At 70.9% G+C, this 15,506-nt stretch carries 19 protein-coding genes; 11 read left to right on the forward strand and 8 right to left on the reverse strand.

The genetic code is table 11. The features are described 5' to 3' along the window. Positions 1 to 192 precede the first annotated feature (192 nt). Together AB0B72_RS08415 and AB0B72_RS08420 are read right to left on the reverse strand one after the other, a co-directional pair. Entirely contained in the window at positions 193 to 1,014 is an 822-nt protein-coding gene (locus AB0B72_RS08415) for an SDR family oxidoreductase (RefSeq protein WP_367737914.1), read from the reverse strand. A gap of 152 nt (positions 1,015 to 1,166) precedes the next feature. Beyond that, on the reverse strand, positions 1,167 to 2,141 hold the full coding sequence (locus tag AB0B72_RS08420; RefSeq protein ID WP_367737915.1) for a helix-turn-helix transcriptional regulator: 975 nt from the start codon (positions 2,139 to 2,141) through the stop codon (positions 1,167 to 1,169). A gap of 93 nt (positions 2,142 to 2,234) precedes the next feature. On the opposite strand from AB0B72_RS08420, the gene AB0B72_RS08425 reads away from it, so the two are divergent. Next, positions 2,235 to 2,789, forward strand: coding sequence for a DinB family protein (locus AB0B72_RS08425; protein WP_367737917.1), 555 nt, complete (start codon positions 2,235 to 2,237; stop codon positions 2,787 to 2,789). Here the strand turns inward: AB0B72_RS08425 and AB0B72_RS08430 are convergent. Then, positions 2,749 to 3,819 carry a sigma-70 family RNA polymerase sigma factor gene (locus AB0B72_RS08430; protein ID WP_367737919.1) on the reverse strand — a complete coding sequence of 357 codons (1,071 nt, stop codon included), beginning with the start codon at positions 3,817 to 3,819 and terminating at the stop codon, positions 2,749 to 2,751. The genes AB0B72_RS08425 and AB0B72_RS08430 overlap by 41 nt on opposite strands. Positions 3,820 to 3,968: 149 nt before the next feature. Here AB0B72_RS08430 and AB0B72_RS08435 point away from each other — a divergent pair, with 149 nt between their 5' ends. Next, entirely contained in the window at positions 3,969 to 4,547 is a 579-nt protein-coding gene (locus AB0B72_RS08435; protein ID WP_367737920.1) for a dihydrofolate reductase family protein, read from the forward strand. Positions 4,548 to 4,680: 133 nt separating this feature from the next. On the opposite strand, the gene AB0B72_RS08440 is transcribed toward AB0B72_RS08435, so the two are convergent. Further along, positions 4,681 to 5,580, reverse strand: a complete 900-nt coding sequence (locus AB0B72_RS08440; RefSeq protein ID WP_367737922.1) for a LysR substrate-binding domain-containing protein — start codon at positions 5,578 to 5,580, stop codon at positions 4,681 to 4,683. Between the two features lie 72 nt (positions 5,581 to 5,652). Between AB0B72_RS08440 and AB0B72_RS08445 the strand changes: the two genes are divergently transcribed. The 6 genes from AB0B72_RS08445 to AB0B72_RS08470 all read left to right on the forward strand — a co-directional run bounded on the left by AB0B72_RS08445 (position 5,653) and on the right by AB0B72_RS08470 (position 10,454). Continuing rightward, positions 5,653 to 6,588, forward strand: a complete 936-nt coding sequence (locus tag AB0B72_RS08445) for a dihydrodipicolinate synthase family protein (protein ID WP_367737924.1) — start codon at positions 5,653 to 5,655, stop codon at positions 6,586 to 6,588. A gap of 95 nt (positions 6,589 to 6,683) precedes the next feature. Beyond that, entirely contained in the window at positions 6,684 to 7,286 is a 603-nt protein-coding gene (locus tag AB0B72_RS08450; protein WP_367737926.1) for a TetR/AcrR family transcriptional regulator, read from the forward strand. Between the two features lie 273 nt (positions 7,287 to 7,559). Further along, a complete protein-coding gene (locus AB0B72_RS08455; RefSeq protein WP_367737928.1) occupies positions 7,560 to 8,309 on the forward strand; it encodes a glucose 1-dehydrogenase in 750 nt (249 codons plus the stop codon). Between the two features lie 142 nt (positions 8,310 to 8,451). Further along, complete coding sequence (locus AB0B72_RS08460) at positions 8,452 to 9,309, forward strand: TIGR03620 family F420-dependent LLM class oxidoreductase (RefSeq protein ID WP_367737931.1); 858 nt, start codon at positions 8,452 to 8,454, stop codon at positions 9,307 to 9,309. A 131-nt stretch (positions 9,310 to 9,440) separates the two neighbouring features. After that, positions 9,441 to 9,899, forward strand: coding sequence for a hypothetical protein (locus AB0B72_RS08465; RefSeq protein ID WP_367737932.1), 459 nt, complete (start codon positions 9,441 to 9,443; stop codon positions 9,897 to 9,899). Positions 9,900 to 9,992: 93 nt separating this feature from the next. Beyond that, positions 9,993 to 10,454 carry a cupin domain-containing protein gene (locus tag AB0B72_RS08470; protein WP_367737934.1) on the forward strand — a complete coding sequence of 154 codons (462 nt, stop codon included), beginning with the start codon at positions 9,993 to 9,995 and terminating at the stop codon, positions 10,452 to 10,454. Between the two features lie 45 nt (positions 10,455 to 10,499). Here the strand turns inward: AB0B72_RS08470 and AB0B72_RS08475 are convergent, their stop codons facing one another. From AB0B72_RS08475 to AB0B72_RS08485, 3 genes are all read right to left on the reverse strand, one after another. Further along, on the reverse strand, positions 10,500 to 11,714 hold the full coding sequence (locus AB0B72_RS08475) for an RNA polymerase sigma factor (protein ID WP_367737936.1): 1,215 nt from the start codon (positions 11,712 to 11,714) through the stop codon (positions 10,500 to 10,502). A gap of 20 nt (positions 11,715 to 11,734) precedes the next feature. Beyond that, positions 11,735 to 12,076, reverse strand: coding sequence for a YciI family protein (locus AB0B72_RS08480; RefSeq protein WP_367737937.1), 342 nt, complete (start codon positions 12,074 to 12,076; stop codon positions 11,735 to 11,737). Positions 12,077 to 12,198: 122 nt separating this feature from the next. Continuing rightward, on the reverse strand, positions 12,199 to 13,008 hold the full coding sequence (locus AB0B72_RS08485; protein WP_367737939.1) for a helix-turn-helix domain-containing protein: 810 nt from the start codon (positions 13,006 to 13,008) through the stop codon (positions 12,199 to 12,201). Positions 13,009 to 13,094: 86 nt separating this feature from the next. Between AB0B72_RS08485 and AB0B72_RS08490 the strand changes: the two genes are divergently transcribed. Both AB0B72_RS08490 and AB0B72_RS08495 read left to right on the forward strand, forming a co-directional pair. After that, entirely contained in the window at positions 13,095 to 13,529 is a 435-nt protein-coding gene (locus AB0B72_RS08490) for a hypothetical protein (RefSeq protein WP_367737940.1), read from the forward strand. Then, positions 13,529 to 13,888 carry a hypothetical protein gene (locus tag AB0B72_RS08495; RefSeq protein ID WP_367737941.1) on the forward strand — a complete coding sequence of 120 codons (360 nt, stop codon included), beginning with the start codon at positions 13,529 to 13,531 and terminating at the stop codon, positions 13,886 to 13,888. Before AB0B72_RS08490 ends, AB0B72_RS08495 begins: the two co-directional genes overlap by 1 nt. On the opposite strand, the gene AB0B72_RS08500 is transcribed toward AB0B72_RS08495, so the two are convergent. Then, positions 13,875 to 14,540 carry a TetR/AcrR family transcriptional regulator gene (locus tag AB0B72_RS08500; RefSeq protein WP_367737943.1) on the reverse strand — a complete coding sequence of 222 codons (666 nt, stop codon included), beginning with the start codon at positions 14,538 to 14,540 and terminating at the stop codon, positions 13,875 to 13,877. The two genes, AB0B72_RS08495 and AB0B72_RS08500, sit on opposite strands and share 14 nt — an antisense overlap. 57 nt (positions 14,541 to 14,597) lie before the next feature. Here AB0B72_RS08500 and AB0B72_RS08505 point away from each other — a divergent pair, with 57 nt between their 5' ends. Beyond that, a complete protein-coding gene (locus AB0B72_RS08505; RefSeq protein WP_367737945.1) occupies positions 14,598 to 15,434 on the forward strand; it encodes a class I SAM-dependent methyltransferase in 837 nt (278 codons plus the stop codon). The last annotated feature ends 72 nt before the right edge of the window (positions 15,435 to 15,506 follow it).

Genomic DNA, 15,506 nt, shown 5'->3' on the forward strand with positions numbered 1-15,506 from the left:
GGGCCGGACGGGCGTCACCATCCTGGAGCCGAGGATGTGCCAGACAGGCATGGCGAGGCTCCGTATCAGAGGTTGAGGCCGATCATTCGGCCCGCCGCGATCTGAGGCACTACCCGGCCGCCGGCCGCGCGTGGTCAGGGTGGCCACACGCGGCCCGGACGGGAAGGACGTGATCAGCCGGGAGGCCCTTGGTCACCGGAAGGCGGCGGCGTTGCGCTTGGCCCACTCGCCAAAGGTGTGCGGGGCGACGTCCAGGATCCGCTCGATGTCCGGACTGACGCGCTGCTCCTCCGGAGTGGGCTCGCCGAGGATGGCCAGCGTCCCCTCGACCACGGGCAGCGGCATGAACTGCGCCATCTGCTCGTAGGCCTCCTGCCGGGTCTGCTCGACGAAGCGCACCGGCTCGCCCAGCGCCTGACCGATCGCCGCCACCCGCTCGCGCGGGCTGGTCGCCGCCGGCCCGGTCAGCACATAGGTGGCGCCGTCGTGCGCGTCCTCCCGCAGGACGGCCGCCCCTACGGCTGCCACGTCGTCGGGGTCGACGAACGGCAGGCCCACGTCGCCGAAGGGCGCGTAGGCGGTGCGGTGGAGCCGGATCGGCTCGGCCCACGCGTAGGCGTTGGAGGCCATGCCGCCTGAGCGCAGGATCGTCCAGGCCAGCCCCGACTCGCGTACAGCCGTCTCGAACCGGACTGCGTGCTCGTACGCGTGCGGGCGGGTCCCGGCACCCTGGCTGGACAGCAGTACGAGCTTGCGGACGCCCGCGGCCTTGGCCGCACCCACCAACCCCTGCGGGTCCTCCCCGGCGACCAGGAGGAACAGCGCGTCCGCCTTCTCCAGGACCGGACGCATGCTCTCGACGTCGCCCAGGTCGGCGGCCTCGGCGCGCACGCCTTCGAGGACGTCGGCTTCCGTGATGCGGCGAGACACCGCGGTGACCTGCTCGCCCGTCCCGGCCAGCAGTCGTACGAGACTCCGGCCGACGTTCCCTGTGGCGCCGGTGACAACGATCATGACGTACGCTCCTCAGTTCTTAGTCAGTTGGCTGACTGAAAACCACGGTAGCAGACATCCGTGCCGATAGTTAGTCGCATGACTGACTTGCGGGGTTGGCGAGCCGCCAGGGCCCGGCACGGGCGCCTGATGTCAGCCGCAGCCCAGATGGTTCACGCCAGGTGAGAGAAGGTCTGGGCCCGGTCGAACCGAGCGCTCCAGTCGCGGATGTGGTCGAGCAACTGGGGCGGGTTGACGACGTGGAAGTCGGCGCCCAGGACGCCCAGCGCCATGGCCGGCCAGTCCAGGTTGTCGACGGCCATGCGCATGCGGCAGTGCTCGGCGTCAACCTCCTCGATCGTGCTCCACTGGCCGATCCGTGCTCGTGCGGTCGCGGCAGGCGCGTCGACCAGGACCTCTACCTGGTACGGGCGGTGCAGATTGTCGAGACCGGCGCGGACGAACGCGGCGGCGTCGGTGGCGGGCAGGTCGCGGGGCCGGAACCGGGATCCGGTGGCCTGCGGCGCGGTGAGCCGGTCGACCCGGAAGCTGCGCCAGTCGTGCCGGGTGAGGTCGTAGGCGACCAGGTACCAGCGACGGCCGAGACAGACCAGCCGGTGCGGTTCGGTGTGCCGGTCGGTGTGCCGGCCGTCGGCGGCGGTGTAGGAGAAGCGGAGCTGTTCGCTGTCCCGGCAGGCCAGCGCTATCGCGGTGAGCGCACCCGGGTCGACGCCCGACGCGGCCGGCCCGCCCCAGCCGGCGGGTACGGTCATCGCGCGCAGCGCCTCCACCCGGCGCCGCAGCCGGGCGGGCATCACCTGCACCACCTTGGCCAGGACCCGGACCGAGGACTCGGCGATGCCCTCCACCGCGCCCTGCGCGGCGACCTGCAGCCCCACGGCGAGGGCGACCGCCTCCTCGTCGTCGATCACCAGCGGCGGCAGTGTCGCGCCCGCGGCGAGCTGATAGCCGCCGTCGACGCCGCGCTGCGCCTCGACCGGATAGCCCAGCTCGCGCAGCCGGTCGACGTCCCGGCGCAGGGTGCGGGCCGAGACTTCCAGCCGCTGGGCCAGTTCGGTGCCCGGCCAGTGCCGGTGGGTCTGGAGCAGGGACAGCAGCCGCAGCGTCCGGGAGCTGGTGTTCGCCATGTCCTCGATTCTCTCCGCCTTTCAGGCCAGAAAGTGACCGCTATGGCTTCTAGCGTGGTCCTTGACCGACAGGAACGACGGAAGGCCGTGACCATGACCGTGAACGAACTGACCAGCCCGGACCTGTCCCAGACGCCGGACGTCACCGGCGAGCGCGCCGACCTGCTTGCGATGCTGGCCACCCACCGGCACTTCCTGCGCTTCACCACCCGCGACCTGACCGACGAGCAGGCCGCGCGGCGGACCACCGTCAGCGAGCTGTGCCTGGGCGGCCTGATCAAGCACGTCACCGCGGTCGAGCGGAACTGGGCGAACTTCATCCTCGAGGGCCCGTCGGCGATGGGCGACTTCACCGCCATGACCGAGGCCGACCTGGCCCAGTGGGCCGACGGCTTCCGGCTGCTGCCCGGTGAGACGCTGGCCGGTGTGCTGGCCGACTACGCCGAGGTGGCCCGCCGGGTCGACGACCTGGTCGCCACCCTGCCCGACCTGGGCGCCACCCGGCCGCTTCCCAAAGCCCCGTGGTTCCATGACAGCGCGTGGTCGGTCCGCCGGGTGCTGATGCACATCATCGCCGAGACCGCCCAGCACGCCGGCCACGCCGACATCATCCGCGAGTCCCTGGACGGCGCCAAGAGCATGGGCTGACCAGCGGCACGGCCCGGAGGGCAGGGAGCGATCGCGGCAGCCCGAACGATGGGAGCACGCTGTTTTCGAAGCGGGTCATGGCGCAGATCCGGTCGCCGGTGAGGGTGATGACGACCAGGCCGGTCCCGTGGCGGATACCGGTGGGAGCGCGCAGGTATGCCCCGAACGCCGGTTGACCGTTGGCTCGCGTCGGCACGAGGTCGAATGTCCGGCCGGCGCGAAAGATGCCGGCGCAGAAGCGGGCCACGACGTCTCGGCCCTCGTATTCGAGGGGCAGCGGTGGCATGGACGTGAAGACGTCGTCGGTCAGCAGGGCCACCAGCGCGTCGATGTCGGCGGACTCGTACGCGCTGACGAACTTCGCCACGATCGCCTCCTCCGCAGACGAATCGGCGGCGGGAGGCGGTTCGCGGCCGGCGACTGTCGACTGTCGGCGCTGCAGGGCGGCGCGCGCCCGCTTGAGGGCACTCTTGACCGATTCGACGGTCGTGTCCAGCATGTCGGCCACCTCGTTGGCGTGGAATCCGAGAACGTCGCGCAAGACGAGGACGGCGACCTGGCGAGGCGGCAGGACCTGGAGCGCGGTCACGAAGGCCAGGGAGATGGATTCGGTCTGCTCGTAGCGGGCCTCCGGGCCGAGCGGCACATGGAACGCACCTTCAAGGAGGGCCTCGGGATAGGGCTCCAGCCATACGACTTCGCCGAGCCGAGTCGGTTCGGGCGGTTCAACCCCGGGGATGTCCCACTCCTTGGCCGGGCGTCTGCTGGCCGAGCGGAGCGCGTCGAGGCATCGGTTGGTGGCGATCCGGTAGAGCCACGTGCGGATCGAGGCGCGGCCGTCAAACCCCTCGAGACCCCGCCAGGCGGCCAGCAAGCTGTCCTGAAGCGCATCCTCGGCGTCCTGGAACGAGCCGAGCATCCGGTAGCAGTGCACCTGCAACTCGCGGCGGTGCGGCTCGGTCAGCGCACGGAACGCCTCGCCGTCCCTGGCCCGCGCTCTGCTGATCAGGTTGGCTCTCACCAACTCCACTCCGGCCACCTCTCCCGCACCTTGTCTTGCGCTTCCATCCTGTACGGACGCCGGCAGGAGGGCGAAAGGGGCGGTTGACGAGCGCCCCCTTTCCCGATGACGCGACGTCTAGATCGGTGGAAGTCGGCGACGCCAACAAGGAGAGCGACATGGGAAAGATCGTGATCAGCGAGACCGCCTCGCTCGACGGAGTTATCCAGGACCCGACCGGTGAGGAGGGCTTCAGGTTCGGCGGCTGGTTCGACCCGGCCAAGGCGGACCGTGAAGCGTGGGCCAAGGTCCTGATCGCCGAGGCGCTGGGCACCGAGGCGCTGCTACTGGGGCGACGGAGCTACGAGTACTTCGTCGCGCGGGGATGGGTGTCCCGGAGTGGCGAGTGGGCGGACAGGTTGAGAAGCCTGCCCAAGTACGTCGTGTCCTCGGCCATCGAAAATCTCGAGTGGCAGAACTCCACCGTCCTGAAGGGCGACGTGGTGGACGAGGTCTCGAAGCTGAAGCGAAAGGTGAACGGGGACATCGTCGTCTATGCGAGCGGCCGGCTCGTGCCCACACTCATGGAGCACGACCTCGTCGACGAACTGCGGCTCATCGTCTACCCGGCCGTGGCCGGAGCTGGCGAGCGGCTCTTCGGCGAGACCGGTGACCGGAAAATCATGCACCTCATCGGCGCGCGCACCGTCGGTGACAGCCTTGTCTCCCTCACCTACCAGCCCGTCCGGGAGGCCTAGGTGTACTGACCGCAGAGTTGAGTACGGGGCGACACGACGGGATGTTCATGTAATGGGTGACGGCCGCCGGTTGTGAAGGGGAGCCGTGTGTTCCGTACCGGCTCGGCCAGGCGGCGACCGCTGCGTCCACCGTCTACTCGGCGTCCAGGCCGACGGGCACAGAACTACGTAACGCCGCGGTGATCGCCGCCACGGCGGGATGCCCTCCGCCGCCGCTCCGGAAGGCGATTTTGGTACGCCGCCGGATCGGCACCCGCGTCAGGACCGTGCCCCGCGGGGCGTCGAACGTCCCGAGGTGGGGGACGAGCGCGACGCCCTGCCCGGCCGCCACCAGGGCCAGCACCGTGGAGAACTCGTCGATGCGGTGCCGGACCCGGGGGGTGTAGCCGGCGGCCTGACAGGCACGGATCGTCATCTGGTGGCACGCCGTGCCCGGCGAAGCCGTGATCCAGTCGGCCGCCTCGCACTGTGCGACGACCTGGTCCGGCGGCGCGTCCAGCCGGGACGCGGAGGCCAGATACATCGACTCGGCGCACAGCGGTGCCACGGTCAGGCCCGGCGTCGCGGCCCGTGGGACGAAGTCGTAGTCGTGGATCAGCGCCACGTCCAGCTCGCCGGCTCGCAGCGCGTCGGCGATCGCGGCGGGGTCGATCTCCGACACCATCGGCTCCAGCGCCGGGTGCCGGCGACCCAGCTCGACCAGCGCGGCCGGCAGGATCGCCCGGGCCGCGGTCGGGAAGGTGCCGATCCGCAGTGGCCCGGCGAGGCCCCGGCGGGCGTCGACCAGCTCGGCGGACGCCAGTTCGAGGCGTTCCAGCAGTGCTTCGGCGTGCCGGGCGAGGTTGCGTCCGGCCGGTGTGAGACGCACACGGCGGCCGGTGCGCTCCAGCAATGGCACACCGGCTTCCCTCTCCAGAACCGCCAGCTGCTGCGACACGGCCGACGGACTGAAGGCCAGGGCCTGGGCGACCGCCGCGATGGTGCCGCGATGGTCGAGCTCCCGGAGCAGGCGGAGGCGGCGAAGGTCGAGCATCGGCTCAGCTTATGCTTCAGGCCGGAAAAGGTAACTGGACCTGGGTAAATCCTCCGAGCCACCATCGATCCCATGAGCCCCGCGACTTCCCGCCCTGATACCCGTACCTCCGACGTTCTGAGCACCGAGACCCTGGCCGGGATCCACGTCCCGCTCATCACGCCTTTCGCGGCCGACGGCACGGTCGCGGCCGTCAGCCTCGAAGGGCTCGCGCACGCCGTGCTCGACGCGGGCGCGCGCGGCATCGTCGCTCTCGGCACGACCGGGGAGCCGGCCTCGCTCACCGCGGACGAGAAGCGCACGGTCGTCGACGTCTGCAGCCGCGTCTGCCGGGAACGCGGCGCCACGCTCATCGTCGGCGCGGGATCGCACGACACCCGCGCGACCGCGGCGGCGCTGGCGGACCTCTCGCATCTGCCGTACGTGACGGCCGCCCTGGTGCCCGTCCCGTACTTCACCCGGCCGATGGCGGCCGGCGTCCTCGCGCACTTCACCAGCCTCGCCGCGACCAGCCCGGTACCCCTGATCGTCTACCACGTCCCCTACCGCACCGCGCAGCCGCTCAGCGCGGCCTGCCTCCGCGCACTCGGCGCGCTGCGCGGCGTCGCCGGCATGAAGTACGCGGCCGGCGGCGTCGACGAACAGGCCGTCGAACTCCTCGGCGATCTCCCGGAGGACTTCGCGGTCCTGGCCGGCGACGACCTTTTCGTCTCCCCGCTTCTCGCGCTCGGCGCCACCGGGGGCATCCTGGCCTCGGCCCACCTGGCCACCGGGTCGTACGTGGAGCTCGCCGCCGCCTGGCACGCCGGGGAGGCGGCGCGCGCCCGGAAGCTGGGCCACCGGCTGACCGCGCTGTCGGCCGCCCTCTTCGCCGAGCCCAACCCCACGGTGCTCAAGGGCGTCCTCCACGCCCAGGGCCGCATCCCGACGGCCGGCGTCCGGCTCCCCCTGCTCCCGGCGTCCCGGGCCGCCGTCGACACGGCGCTGGCCAGAGTCGCGGAGCTCTGATCGGCCGCGCGAGGCGGCTCGACGGCCGCTCGGGAATGTCCGGCGGGCCATATATTTAGCAGTAGCTACAAATTCTGCGCGGAATCGGAGTGATCATGGCAGGGGGACGACCGCGCTCCTTCGACAGCGACGCGGCTCTCGACCGGGCACTGGAGGTGTTCTGGCGTCAAGGCTATGAAGGCACCGGAATCTCCGATCTCACCAAGGCGATGGGCATCAACAACGCGCCCAGCCTCTACAACGCCTTCGGGAACAAGGAGCAGCTGTTCCGCAAGGTGCTCGACCGCTACGCCGACGGCCCCGCCCGGTACATCCGTGAGGCGTTCGACCAGCCGACGGCGCGAGCGGCCGTGGAAACCCTCCTGCACGGCGCCGCCGACGCCACGACGGATCCTGACCACCCGCGCGGATGCATCACGGTGCAGGGCGCGCTCGCATGCTCACCGGGCGCGGAGGCCGCACGCGATGAACTGACGGCACGCCGCGCGGCCGGCGAGACGGCCCTGCGTGAGCGGCTGCGGCGGGCCCGTAGCGACGGCGAACTTCCCGCCGGCACAGATCCCGACGGCCTCGCTCGCTACTTCACCACCATTTATCAGGGCATCGCGGTCCAGGCCGCCGGTGGGGCGAGCCGGGAACACCTGCATCAGATCGTTGACACGGCCATGACTGTCTGGCCGCGCCCGGCTGACGCCTGACCGCAGGCCCCGACCTCGCCGTCCTCGCCCGGCAGCGCGTCTCCGCCGCCGGTGGCGGCGCCTCACGCAGCGCCCTCCCACAGCGCCCTCCCGCAGCGCCCCCACAGTGCCCTGGCGACAGGCCGTCACGCACGGCAGTGCGGCTTCGTCGGGGCCGCGCGAGCACTCCATCGGGTTGACACGCACCTCCGGACTCCCTAGTTTCTTAGTGAGCACTAAAAAACCTGTGCGGCTCGCATGGGCGCACTCACATCGGAAACAGGAGCACCCGCCATGGGACAACTTGAGGGCAAGACGGCGATCGTGACCGGAGGCACCAGCGGAATCGGCCTGGCCACCGCGGAGCGTTTCGCGGCAGAGGGCGCGTACGTCTTCGTCACCGGCCGCCGCCAGGACGCACTCGACGCCGCGGTGGCCAAGATCGGCCGCAATTCGACCGGCGTACGCGGCGACGTGGCCGATCTGGCCGACCTGGACCGGCTGTACGAGGCCGTGGCTCAGCAGGGCCGGCGTATCGACGTGCTCTACGCCAACGCGGGCGGCGGCGAGTTCTCCACGCTGGAGCAGGTCACCGAGAAGCACTTCGACCAGACCTTCGGCACCAACACCAAGGGCGTGCTCTTCACCGTCCAGAAGGCACTGCCGCTGCTCAACGACGGCGCCTCGATCATCCTGCAGGCATCCAACGCCGCCACCCTCGGCAACGAGGCGTTCGGCGTGTACGCGGCGTCCAAGGCCGCCGTACGCTCCTTCGCCCGCACCTGGGCCGCCGAACTCAAGGGTCGTTCGATCCGGGTCAACGCCATCAGCCCCGGCACGATCGACACCCCCGGCATCGACGGTCTCGCCCCCGACCAGGCGGGGGCCGACCAGCTCAAGTCCTACATGGCCGGCACCATCCCGATGGGACGTATCGGGCGCCCCGACGAGGTCGCGAGCGCCGTTGTCTTCCTCGCCTCGGACCAGAGCACCTTCATCACCGGCATCGAGCTCTTCGTCGACGGCGGGCGCAACCAGATCTGACCGACGCCCGTCCCCTCCGGCGCCGAGCCGGGAGCCGCCGTCGCGGACCGATCGACATTGCCGCGAAGTCACCCCCCTCCTGGCCCGGCAGGAGTAAGAGCACGACGCTTACCGCGGCATTTGCGCAGATAGGACACAAGCGATGGACCTCGGACTGACCGGTATCTGGAGTATCGAGTTGCGGATGGCTGATCCGTACGAGATCTCCGACGCCGCGGCCGAACTCGACGAACTGGGCTGGGGAGCCCTGTGGATACCGGGCCTGGGAGGCGGCGACATCCTCGGTGACTCGGAACGGCTGCTGCAAGCCACCCGGACGGCGAAGGTGGCCGTCGGAGTCGCGAGCATCTGGCGACATCCCGCCGCCGACATGGCGGCAGGGCACGCGCACCTCCAGAACACCTACGGCCGTCGGCACCTGCTGGGCCTCGGCGTCAGCGACCCGGCAGCAGCCCGAAGCGCGGGGCATCCGTACCGCCCACTGGCCGACATGGGCGGCTACCTCGACGAGCTCGACCAGGCCCCCGCACCGGTACCCCTCGCCGAGCGGCTCATGGCGGCACTCGGTCCCAAGATGACCGAACTCGCAGGACGACGCACCGCCGGCGTGCATCCGTTCATGGTCACACCGGAATACACGTCCGCGGCGAGGAGCCGGCTCGGCGACGGTCCGCTCATCGCGCCCTATCAGGCCGTCGTACTCGAACGCGACCCCGCGAAGGCCCGCACCGCAGCCCGCGAATTCCTCAATGTGTTCCTCGGCATGGACCACTACGCCCGAAGCCTGCGCCGCCAGGGATTCGCCCAGGAGGACCTCACCCGCGGGGGGAGTGACCGGCTCATCGACCGCATCGTGGCCTGGGGAGATGTGGAGACCGTCGGCGAGCGCATTCGGGCCCACCACCAGGCCGGCGCCGACCATGTCTGTCTGCACGTCGTGGGCGCCGGCTCAGCCATGCCCCTGCCGCAATGGCGAGAGCTGGCCTCGCTGACCTCCTGACCACAGCCGTCCGTCCGCCGTCCGCGTCAGGAGCGCGGTCGAAGAGGACGACTATGCTGCGGCCTAGCCGAAAGCCCTGACGTGCCTGTCGATCGGGCGTCGAGCTGATCGATTTTCGCGGGAGAGACGAGATGACCAGCCCCCTCCACGACGGCCCCACCAGCCCGCACGAGCTGTCTGACGTCCCGATCTCGGCGCGGCTGAAGCGGTGGCACGAGCTGTCCGACCGTGACCTGCACGTGCAGGCGATCGACACGCTGAAGTCCAGGGGAGACTACGACCCCAGCCGCCACGGCGACGCCGGCCGTTATCCGCCGCTGACCGCGGGCGAGCATGTCGAGCTGCTGGCGCTGGCCGAGTCCATCGCGCGAAGCGTCCGGAGCCTCGCCCACGTCGACCGGGCGCTCCAGGCGGGCGTGACCTGGCAGCAGGTGGCCACGGCGACCGGCCAGGACGAGCAGGACGCGCGCCGGGACTACCAGATGTGGGCGGACGACCGGCACGACCTGTACCAGAACTACCCCGGCACCAGCAGCGGCATGACCGGCGAACAGTATGCCGAGGCGATCGCCCGAGCGGCTGCGCCGTGACCGGACGGCCGCCTGACCGAATGGCGCCCTGGCCCTCCACTAAGCGATCAGGCACCATGATTGCCGGCGTGCCGGTGGACGAGGAGGACGACCATGGCTGACGGCATCATCCCGCCCGGGCTGCCGGAGGACCCGTTCCATCGCCGGCTGCACCACGTCGTCCCTGGAGGGCTGACGTCGGAGACGGCGCAGACCTCGGGCATGTACCGCCGGGCCGCGATCAGCGGGGCCACGGTCGGGGCGTCGCGCCTCTGGATGGGGCAGACCCACGTCGCCCCGGCCACGTCGTCGGCGAACCACCACCACGGCGACTCCGAGACCGCCATCTACGTGGTCAGCGGCACACCGTCGTTCGTGTTCCTCGATCTCGAAGGGGACGAGCCACGGGAGGTGAGGGTCGAGACCCGCCCCGGCTCCTACGTCTTCGTGCCGCCTTTCGTGCCGCACCGCGAGGAGAACCCCGACCCGGGCACCGAGGCGGTCGTGGTCATCGCGCGCAGCACGCAGGAGGCCATCGTGGTCAACCTGCCCGATCTGCGATGGACGACGGGGTAGCCGGTACGACGCCGGCTCCGAGCGCTCCGCTGCCGAACCGTCCCGTCAGGCACGCTGTAGCCGGGTGAGCAGAAAACGTCGCTCGGCGTCGGTAGGGGCGAGGTCGAGCGCCGCGCGGTAACTTTCCGCCGCCTCCCGCGCACGGCCGGCGCGCCGCAGCAGGTCGGCGCGCGTGGCGTGCAACAGGTAGTAGTCGTCGAGACGGCCGGTCGCGGCGATCGCGTCGACGAGTGGCAGCGCCACATCGGGGCCGTCGGCCATGCCGATCGCCACGGCGCGGTTCAGATCCACGATCGGGCTCGGTGCGATGCGCGCGAGCTCGGTGTACAGCCCGACGATCTGCGGCCAGTCCGTCTCGGCCGCGGCCCGTGCGGTGGCATGGCACGCCGCGATGGCCGCCTGGAGCTGGAACGGCCCGGCGCGGCGCCGGCGTAGCGCTCGTTCGCAGAGCGCGGCGCCCTCCGCGATCAGCGCCCGATCCCACAGCGAGCGGTCCTGCTCGTCCAGCGTGACCAGATCGCCGGCGTCGTCCGTGCGCGCCGGCCGCCGGGCATCGTGCAGAAGCATCAGCGCGAGCATGCCCTGCGCCTCCGGCTCGTCAGGCATCAACGCCGTCACCACCCGTGCGAGCCGGATGGCCTCCTGGCACAGCCGGGCCTTCCGCGGGTCTCCGTACCCCTCGTTGAACAGCAGATAGAGGACGTGGAGCACGGCGGGAAGGCGGTCCGGCAGCAGGTGCGGCGGCGGCACCCGGAACGGGATGCCCGCGTGCGCGACCTTGTGTTTGGCCCGGAACAGGCGCTGGCCCATGGTGCGCTCCGGCACCAGGAACGCGCGCGCGATCTCGGCGGTGCTCATGCCGGCCAGGCTCCGCAGGGTCAACGCCACCTGGGCGTCGAGGCTCAGCGCCGGATGGCAGCAGGTGAACATGAGCTCCAGCCGCTCGTCGGGGATCTCGCTGTCGCTCGGGTAGGGCGGCTCCAGGTCCATCGCGGCCACCTTTCGCAGTTTCGCCGCCTCAGTCGACGCGCGGCGCATCCGGTCGATCGCGCGGCGGCGCGCCGTGGTGGTCAGCCACGCCAGCGGCTGGTCCGGCACACCTGTTCCCGGCCACTTCTCAAGGGCCTGCGCGAACGCGTCCTGCGCGCACTCTTCGGCCAGGTCCCAGTCGCCGCCGGTGAACCGGATCATGGTGGCCACGATCCGGCTCCACCCTTCGGCGTAGATCCCGGCGACCCGGTCCCTCACCTGAGCTGTCACCAGCGTCGTCCGTCTCGGCGTCAGCCCTCGTCGTCCGGCCAGAACGGGCGCAGCTCGATCATCCCCGACCACGCCATCGGATGCCTGGACGCGACCTCGACGGCCTCGTCGAGGTCGGCGCATTCGAGGATGTCGAAGCCGGCTATCTGGTCCTTCGTCTCCGCGTACGGGCCGTCGGTCAGCAGCACCTCACGGCCCCGGACGCGGACCGTGGTCGCGTCGCTCGCCGGCCGGACGCGGTTGCCCATCAGCCGGATCCCCTTGCCGTCCGTCTCCGCGACCCAGTCCTCCACGTCCGGCGCGCCGTCGTCCTGGCCCGGCGTGTAGTTGGGATCGGTGCACACCAGCATCAGATACCTCATCGGGCTGCTCCTGTCGTGGAATCGGTGATGGCCGTCGCGGACGCACCAGTGGTCATGTCCATCGGTGCTCTCCTTCCGTCAGGTGGATGACGAACGGGAAAGGCCCTCTACTACAGCCCACCTCAAGATTTTTTCTGGAAACCGTGGAGAGCCTCCCGTTGCCTGAGAATCGTCGCCGTGGTCTCGTCGGCGGGCAGGAAGGCTTCAAGGCGCAGCTCGGACAGTGTGACGTCGGTGGCGGTCGCGAACGACGTCAGCGTGGTGATGAGGTGCAGCTCGCCCTGCGGCACGCGCAACCGCAGCGGTACGGCGAAGCCGAGGTGCTCGGCCGGGGAGGCCACGCCGGGAAGGTAGCCGTCCAGCTCGGCGATGAGCTCCTCCAGGCGAGGGTCTGGGCTCAGCCGTGCCTGGCCGCGCAGGTTGCCGGTGATGTGGCGGCCCCAGTCGGCCAGGTTCCGGACCCGGCGGGCCGTCCCGTCGGGATGCAGGGCGAGGCGCAGCACGTTGACGGGGGGCTCCAGCAGCGCGGGCGCGGCGCCTTCGGAAAGGACGTCGAACGCGCGGTTCGCGGCGACCAGCTCGCCGTACGGCCGGACGACGACCGCGGGGTACGGCAGGTGCCCGTCGAGGATGCGCACCAGCGCTTCGCGCACCGGTCCGAGCTCGGGGGCGTCGAGACTCGACTCGGCGTAGATCGGCGCGTAGCCCGCCGCGAGGAGGAGCTCGTTCCGCTCGCGCAGCGACAGATCCAGAGACTCGGCGAGCCGGATCACCATGGCGCGTCCCGGGCGCGAGCGTCCCTGTTCGAGAAAGCTCAGATGGCGCTGGGTCGTGTCGGCTCTGATCGCCAGGTCCAGCTGGCTGACGCGGCGGCGCGTCCGCCAGCGCCGCAGCACATGGGCGAACCGGTCGGGTGGCGCCAGCACTGTCATATCCCCATTCATACTGGACGCCCGAAGTGGCGCGATTCCCTGCGGGGAATCGCCGTGCCGCAGGGCCGGGCCGCACACTGCTGCGCATGAGCAACCCTCTCGATGCGAAGCGATGGGCCGACCGTTATGTCGCCCAGTGGAACGAGCCCGATCCGGCGGCGCGCGGCGCGCTCATCCGCGACCTGTGGGCGCCCGACGGGATCCAGGTGCTGGTGGACCCACCCGAGACGATCCGCGATGCCGCGTCGGCGCTCGCGTTTCCCGTGCCACCGCTGGAGGTCCGCGGGCACGAGGCCTTGAACGCCAGGGTGACCCGCGCCTACGAGATGTTCGTCGCGCCGGGCGAGCACGCCTTCGAGACCGCAGGGGAGCCGCTCCTCCTGCTGCCCGGCGTGCTCGGCGTCCGGTGGTCGATGGTGCTGATCCGCACGGGCGAGGCCGTCGGCGGCGGCCTGGACGTTCTGGCTCTGGACGGCGACGAACGGATCCGCACCGACCACCAGTTCATCGGGGTGAACTGATGCGCTTCACCAGGATCGCCCCCATGGAGGACGGCGGATCGGCGTTCGAGGACGGCGAGATCGCGGTCGAACGCAGGCAGGTCGCCGGCGGAGTGCCGCCCATGGCGGTCGGCGAGCTGCCGTCGATCGGCGGCGTGCAGTTCGTGCGCAGCGCCGCGTTCGACAGCACCGCGCACCCAGCGCCGCGCGAGCAGTGGGTGGTGATGCTGCGCGGAACGATCGAGGTGACGGTCAGCGACGGCAGCCGGCGTCGCTTCGCCCCCGGCGACCTGGTGCTCGCCGCTGACATCACAGGAACAGGGCACGTCACGACCGGCGTCGGCGACCCGCCGTTCGAGGCGCTGTTCATTCCTGTCTGACCGGATCGTGCGACGCCTGGTGGTCAGAAAGGAGCTGGGAGCTCAGGGTGTCGTACGCCCAGCTCTCCCACCGGCCGGGCGACCAGCCGCGGTCGCGGACGAACAGCAGGTAGAGCTCCGGGCTGAGCAGGCCGAACAGCAGATCGGCGGCATGCTCGGCCGTCACCCCCGGGCGGATCCCCGGCTTGGCCGCGAGCGCCCGGGCGGCCGCCGCGTGAACCGTGAACCTCGGGTCGGTGTCCTGGCCGAACATCTCGGCGATCCCCGGGTCGGCCGAGCCGGCGGCGCGCAGCATCTCGACGATCGGAGCCACTCGTTGCAGGATCCTCCCCGTGCCCTGGACGTGGAGCCGTAGCTGCGCGTCGGCGGTCTCGGCGGCCAGGGCCTCGCGGAACCACGGCCGGTCCATCGTCGCGATCGGCTCGTCGTCGCCCGCGATCGACACGTCGACAAGCTCCTTGAGCAGCGCGCGCTTGTTGCCGAACGTGAAGTAGATCGTCTGCACGGCGACGCCGGCCCGGTCCGCGATCTCCTGCAGCGCCGTCGCGCCGTATCCACGCTGGACGAACAGGTCGCGCGCGGCCTCAATCATGCGCCTGCGCGTCTCCTTGGGCTGGCGAGCCCGCTTGTCCCCGCTCTTGACCTGACTCATGGCTGTAGCTTATATCTAGAGTTCAGCTCTAGAGTTCAACTACAGTCAGGGGAGTTCATGCAGGCCATCGCCAACACCCATCACGCGGAAGCATGGAACGGCTGGGAAGGGGTCAACTGGGCGAACAACGCCGTCCGGTACAACGCGATAGTCGCCGCCTTCGACGACGAGCTCTTCCGAGCCGCCGCGATCGGCGAGGACGACCGCGTCCTCGACATCGGCTGCGGTACGGGCCAGCCGACGCTGACGGCCGCACGCCAGGCGTTCCGGGGGAGTGTCGTCGGCGTCGACATCTCGGCGCCGATGCTGGAGCGCGCCCGCGCCGACGCGGCCGGGCGGGGCATCGCCAACGTCCGGTTCGAGCAGGGGGACGCCCAGGTCCATCCCTTTCCCGGCGGTGGCTTCGACGTCGCGATCAGCCGTGGCGGGGTGATGTTCTTCGACGACCTGGTGGCCGGGTTCGCCAACATCCGGCGAGGCCTTCGGCCCGGCGGGCGGCTCGTGTTCGTGGGCCCGCAGGGCGGCACCCCCGACAGTGACTACGCCCGCGCCACCGCGGCCCTGAAGCCGCTGATGCGCGGGCCCTCGCCCGCCGCCCGGGGGATGGGATCCCTGACCGACCCGGCCCGCATCCATGAGGTGCTCGGTGCGGCCGGGTTCGCCGACGTGAGCGTCACCGGGGTGGAGGCGCCGATGGACTACGGCCGCGACGCCGCCGACGCGGCGGAGTTCATCCTCAGCCAGGGGCCGGTCCGCTTCAATCTGGACGGAGTCGACCCGGCCGTCGTCGAACGGGCTCGGGAGGAGTTGCGGGCGGGTCTCAAGGCGTACGAGACCTCGGAGGGGGTGCGCATCCCCGGCGCCGTCTGGCTGGTGAGCGCCGTCAATCCCTGAGCCCTGGGCGCCGATCCGCGCGCCGGGGCTCGCCGTCCCGCGGGCACGGATCGCGTACGCCGCCCGGCCGAG

It is taken from the genome of Microbispora sp. NPDC049125, assembly GCF_040802045.1.
Taxonomy (GTDB): Bacteria; Actinomycetota; Actinomycetes; order Streptosporangiales; family Streptosporangiaceae; genus Microbispora.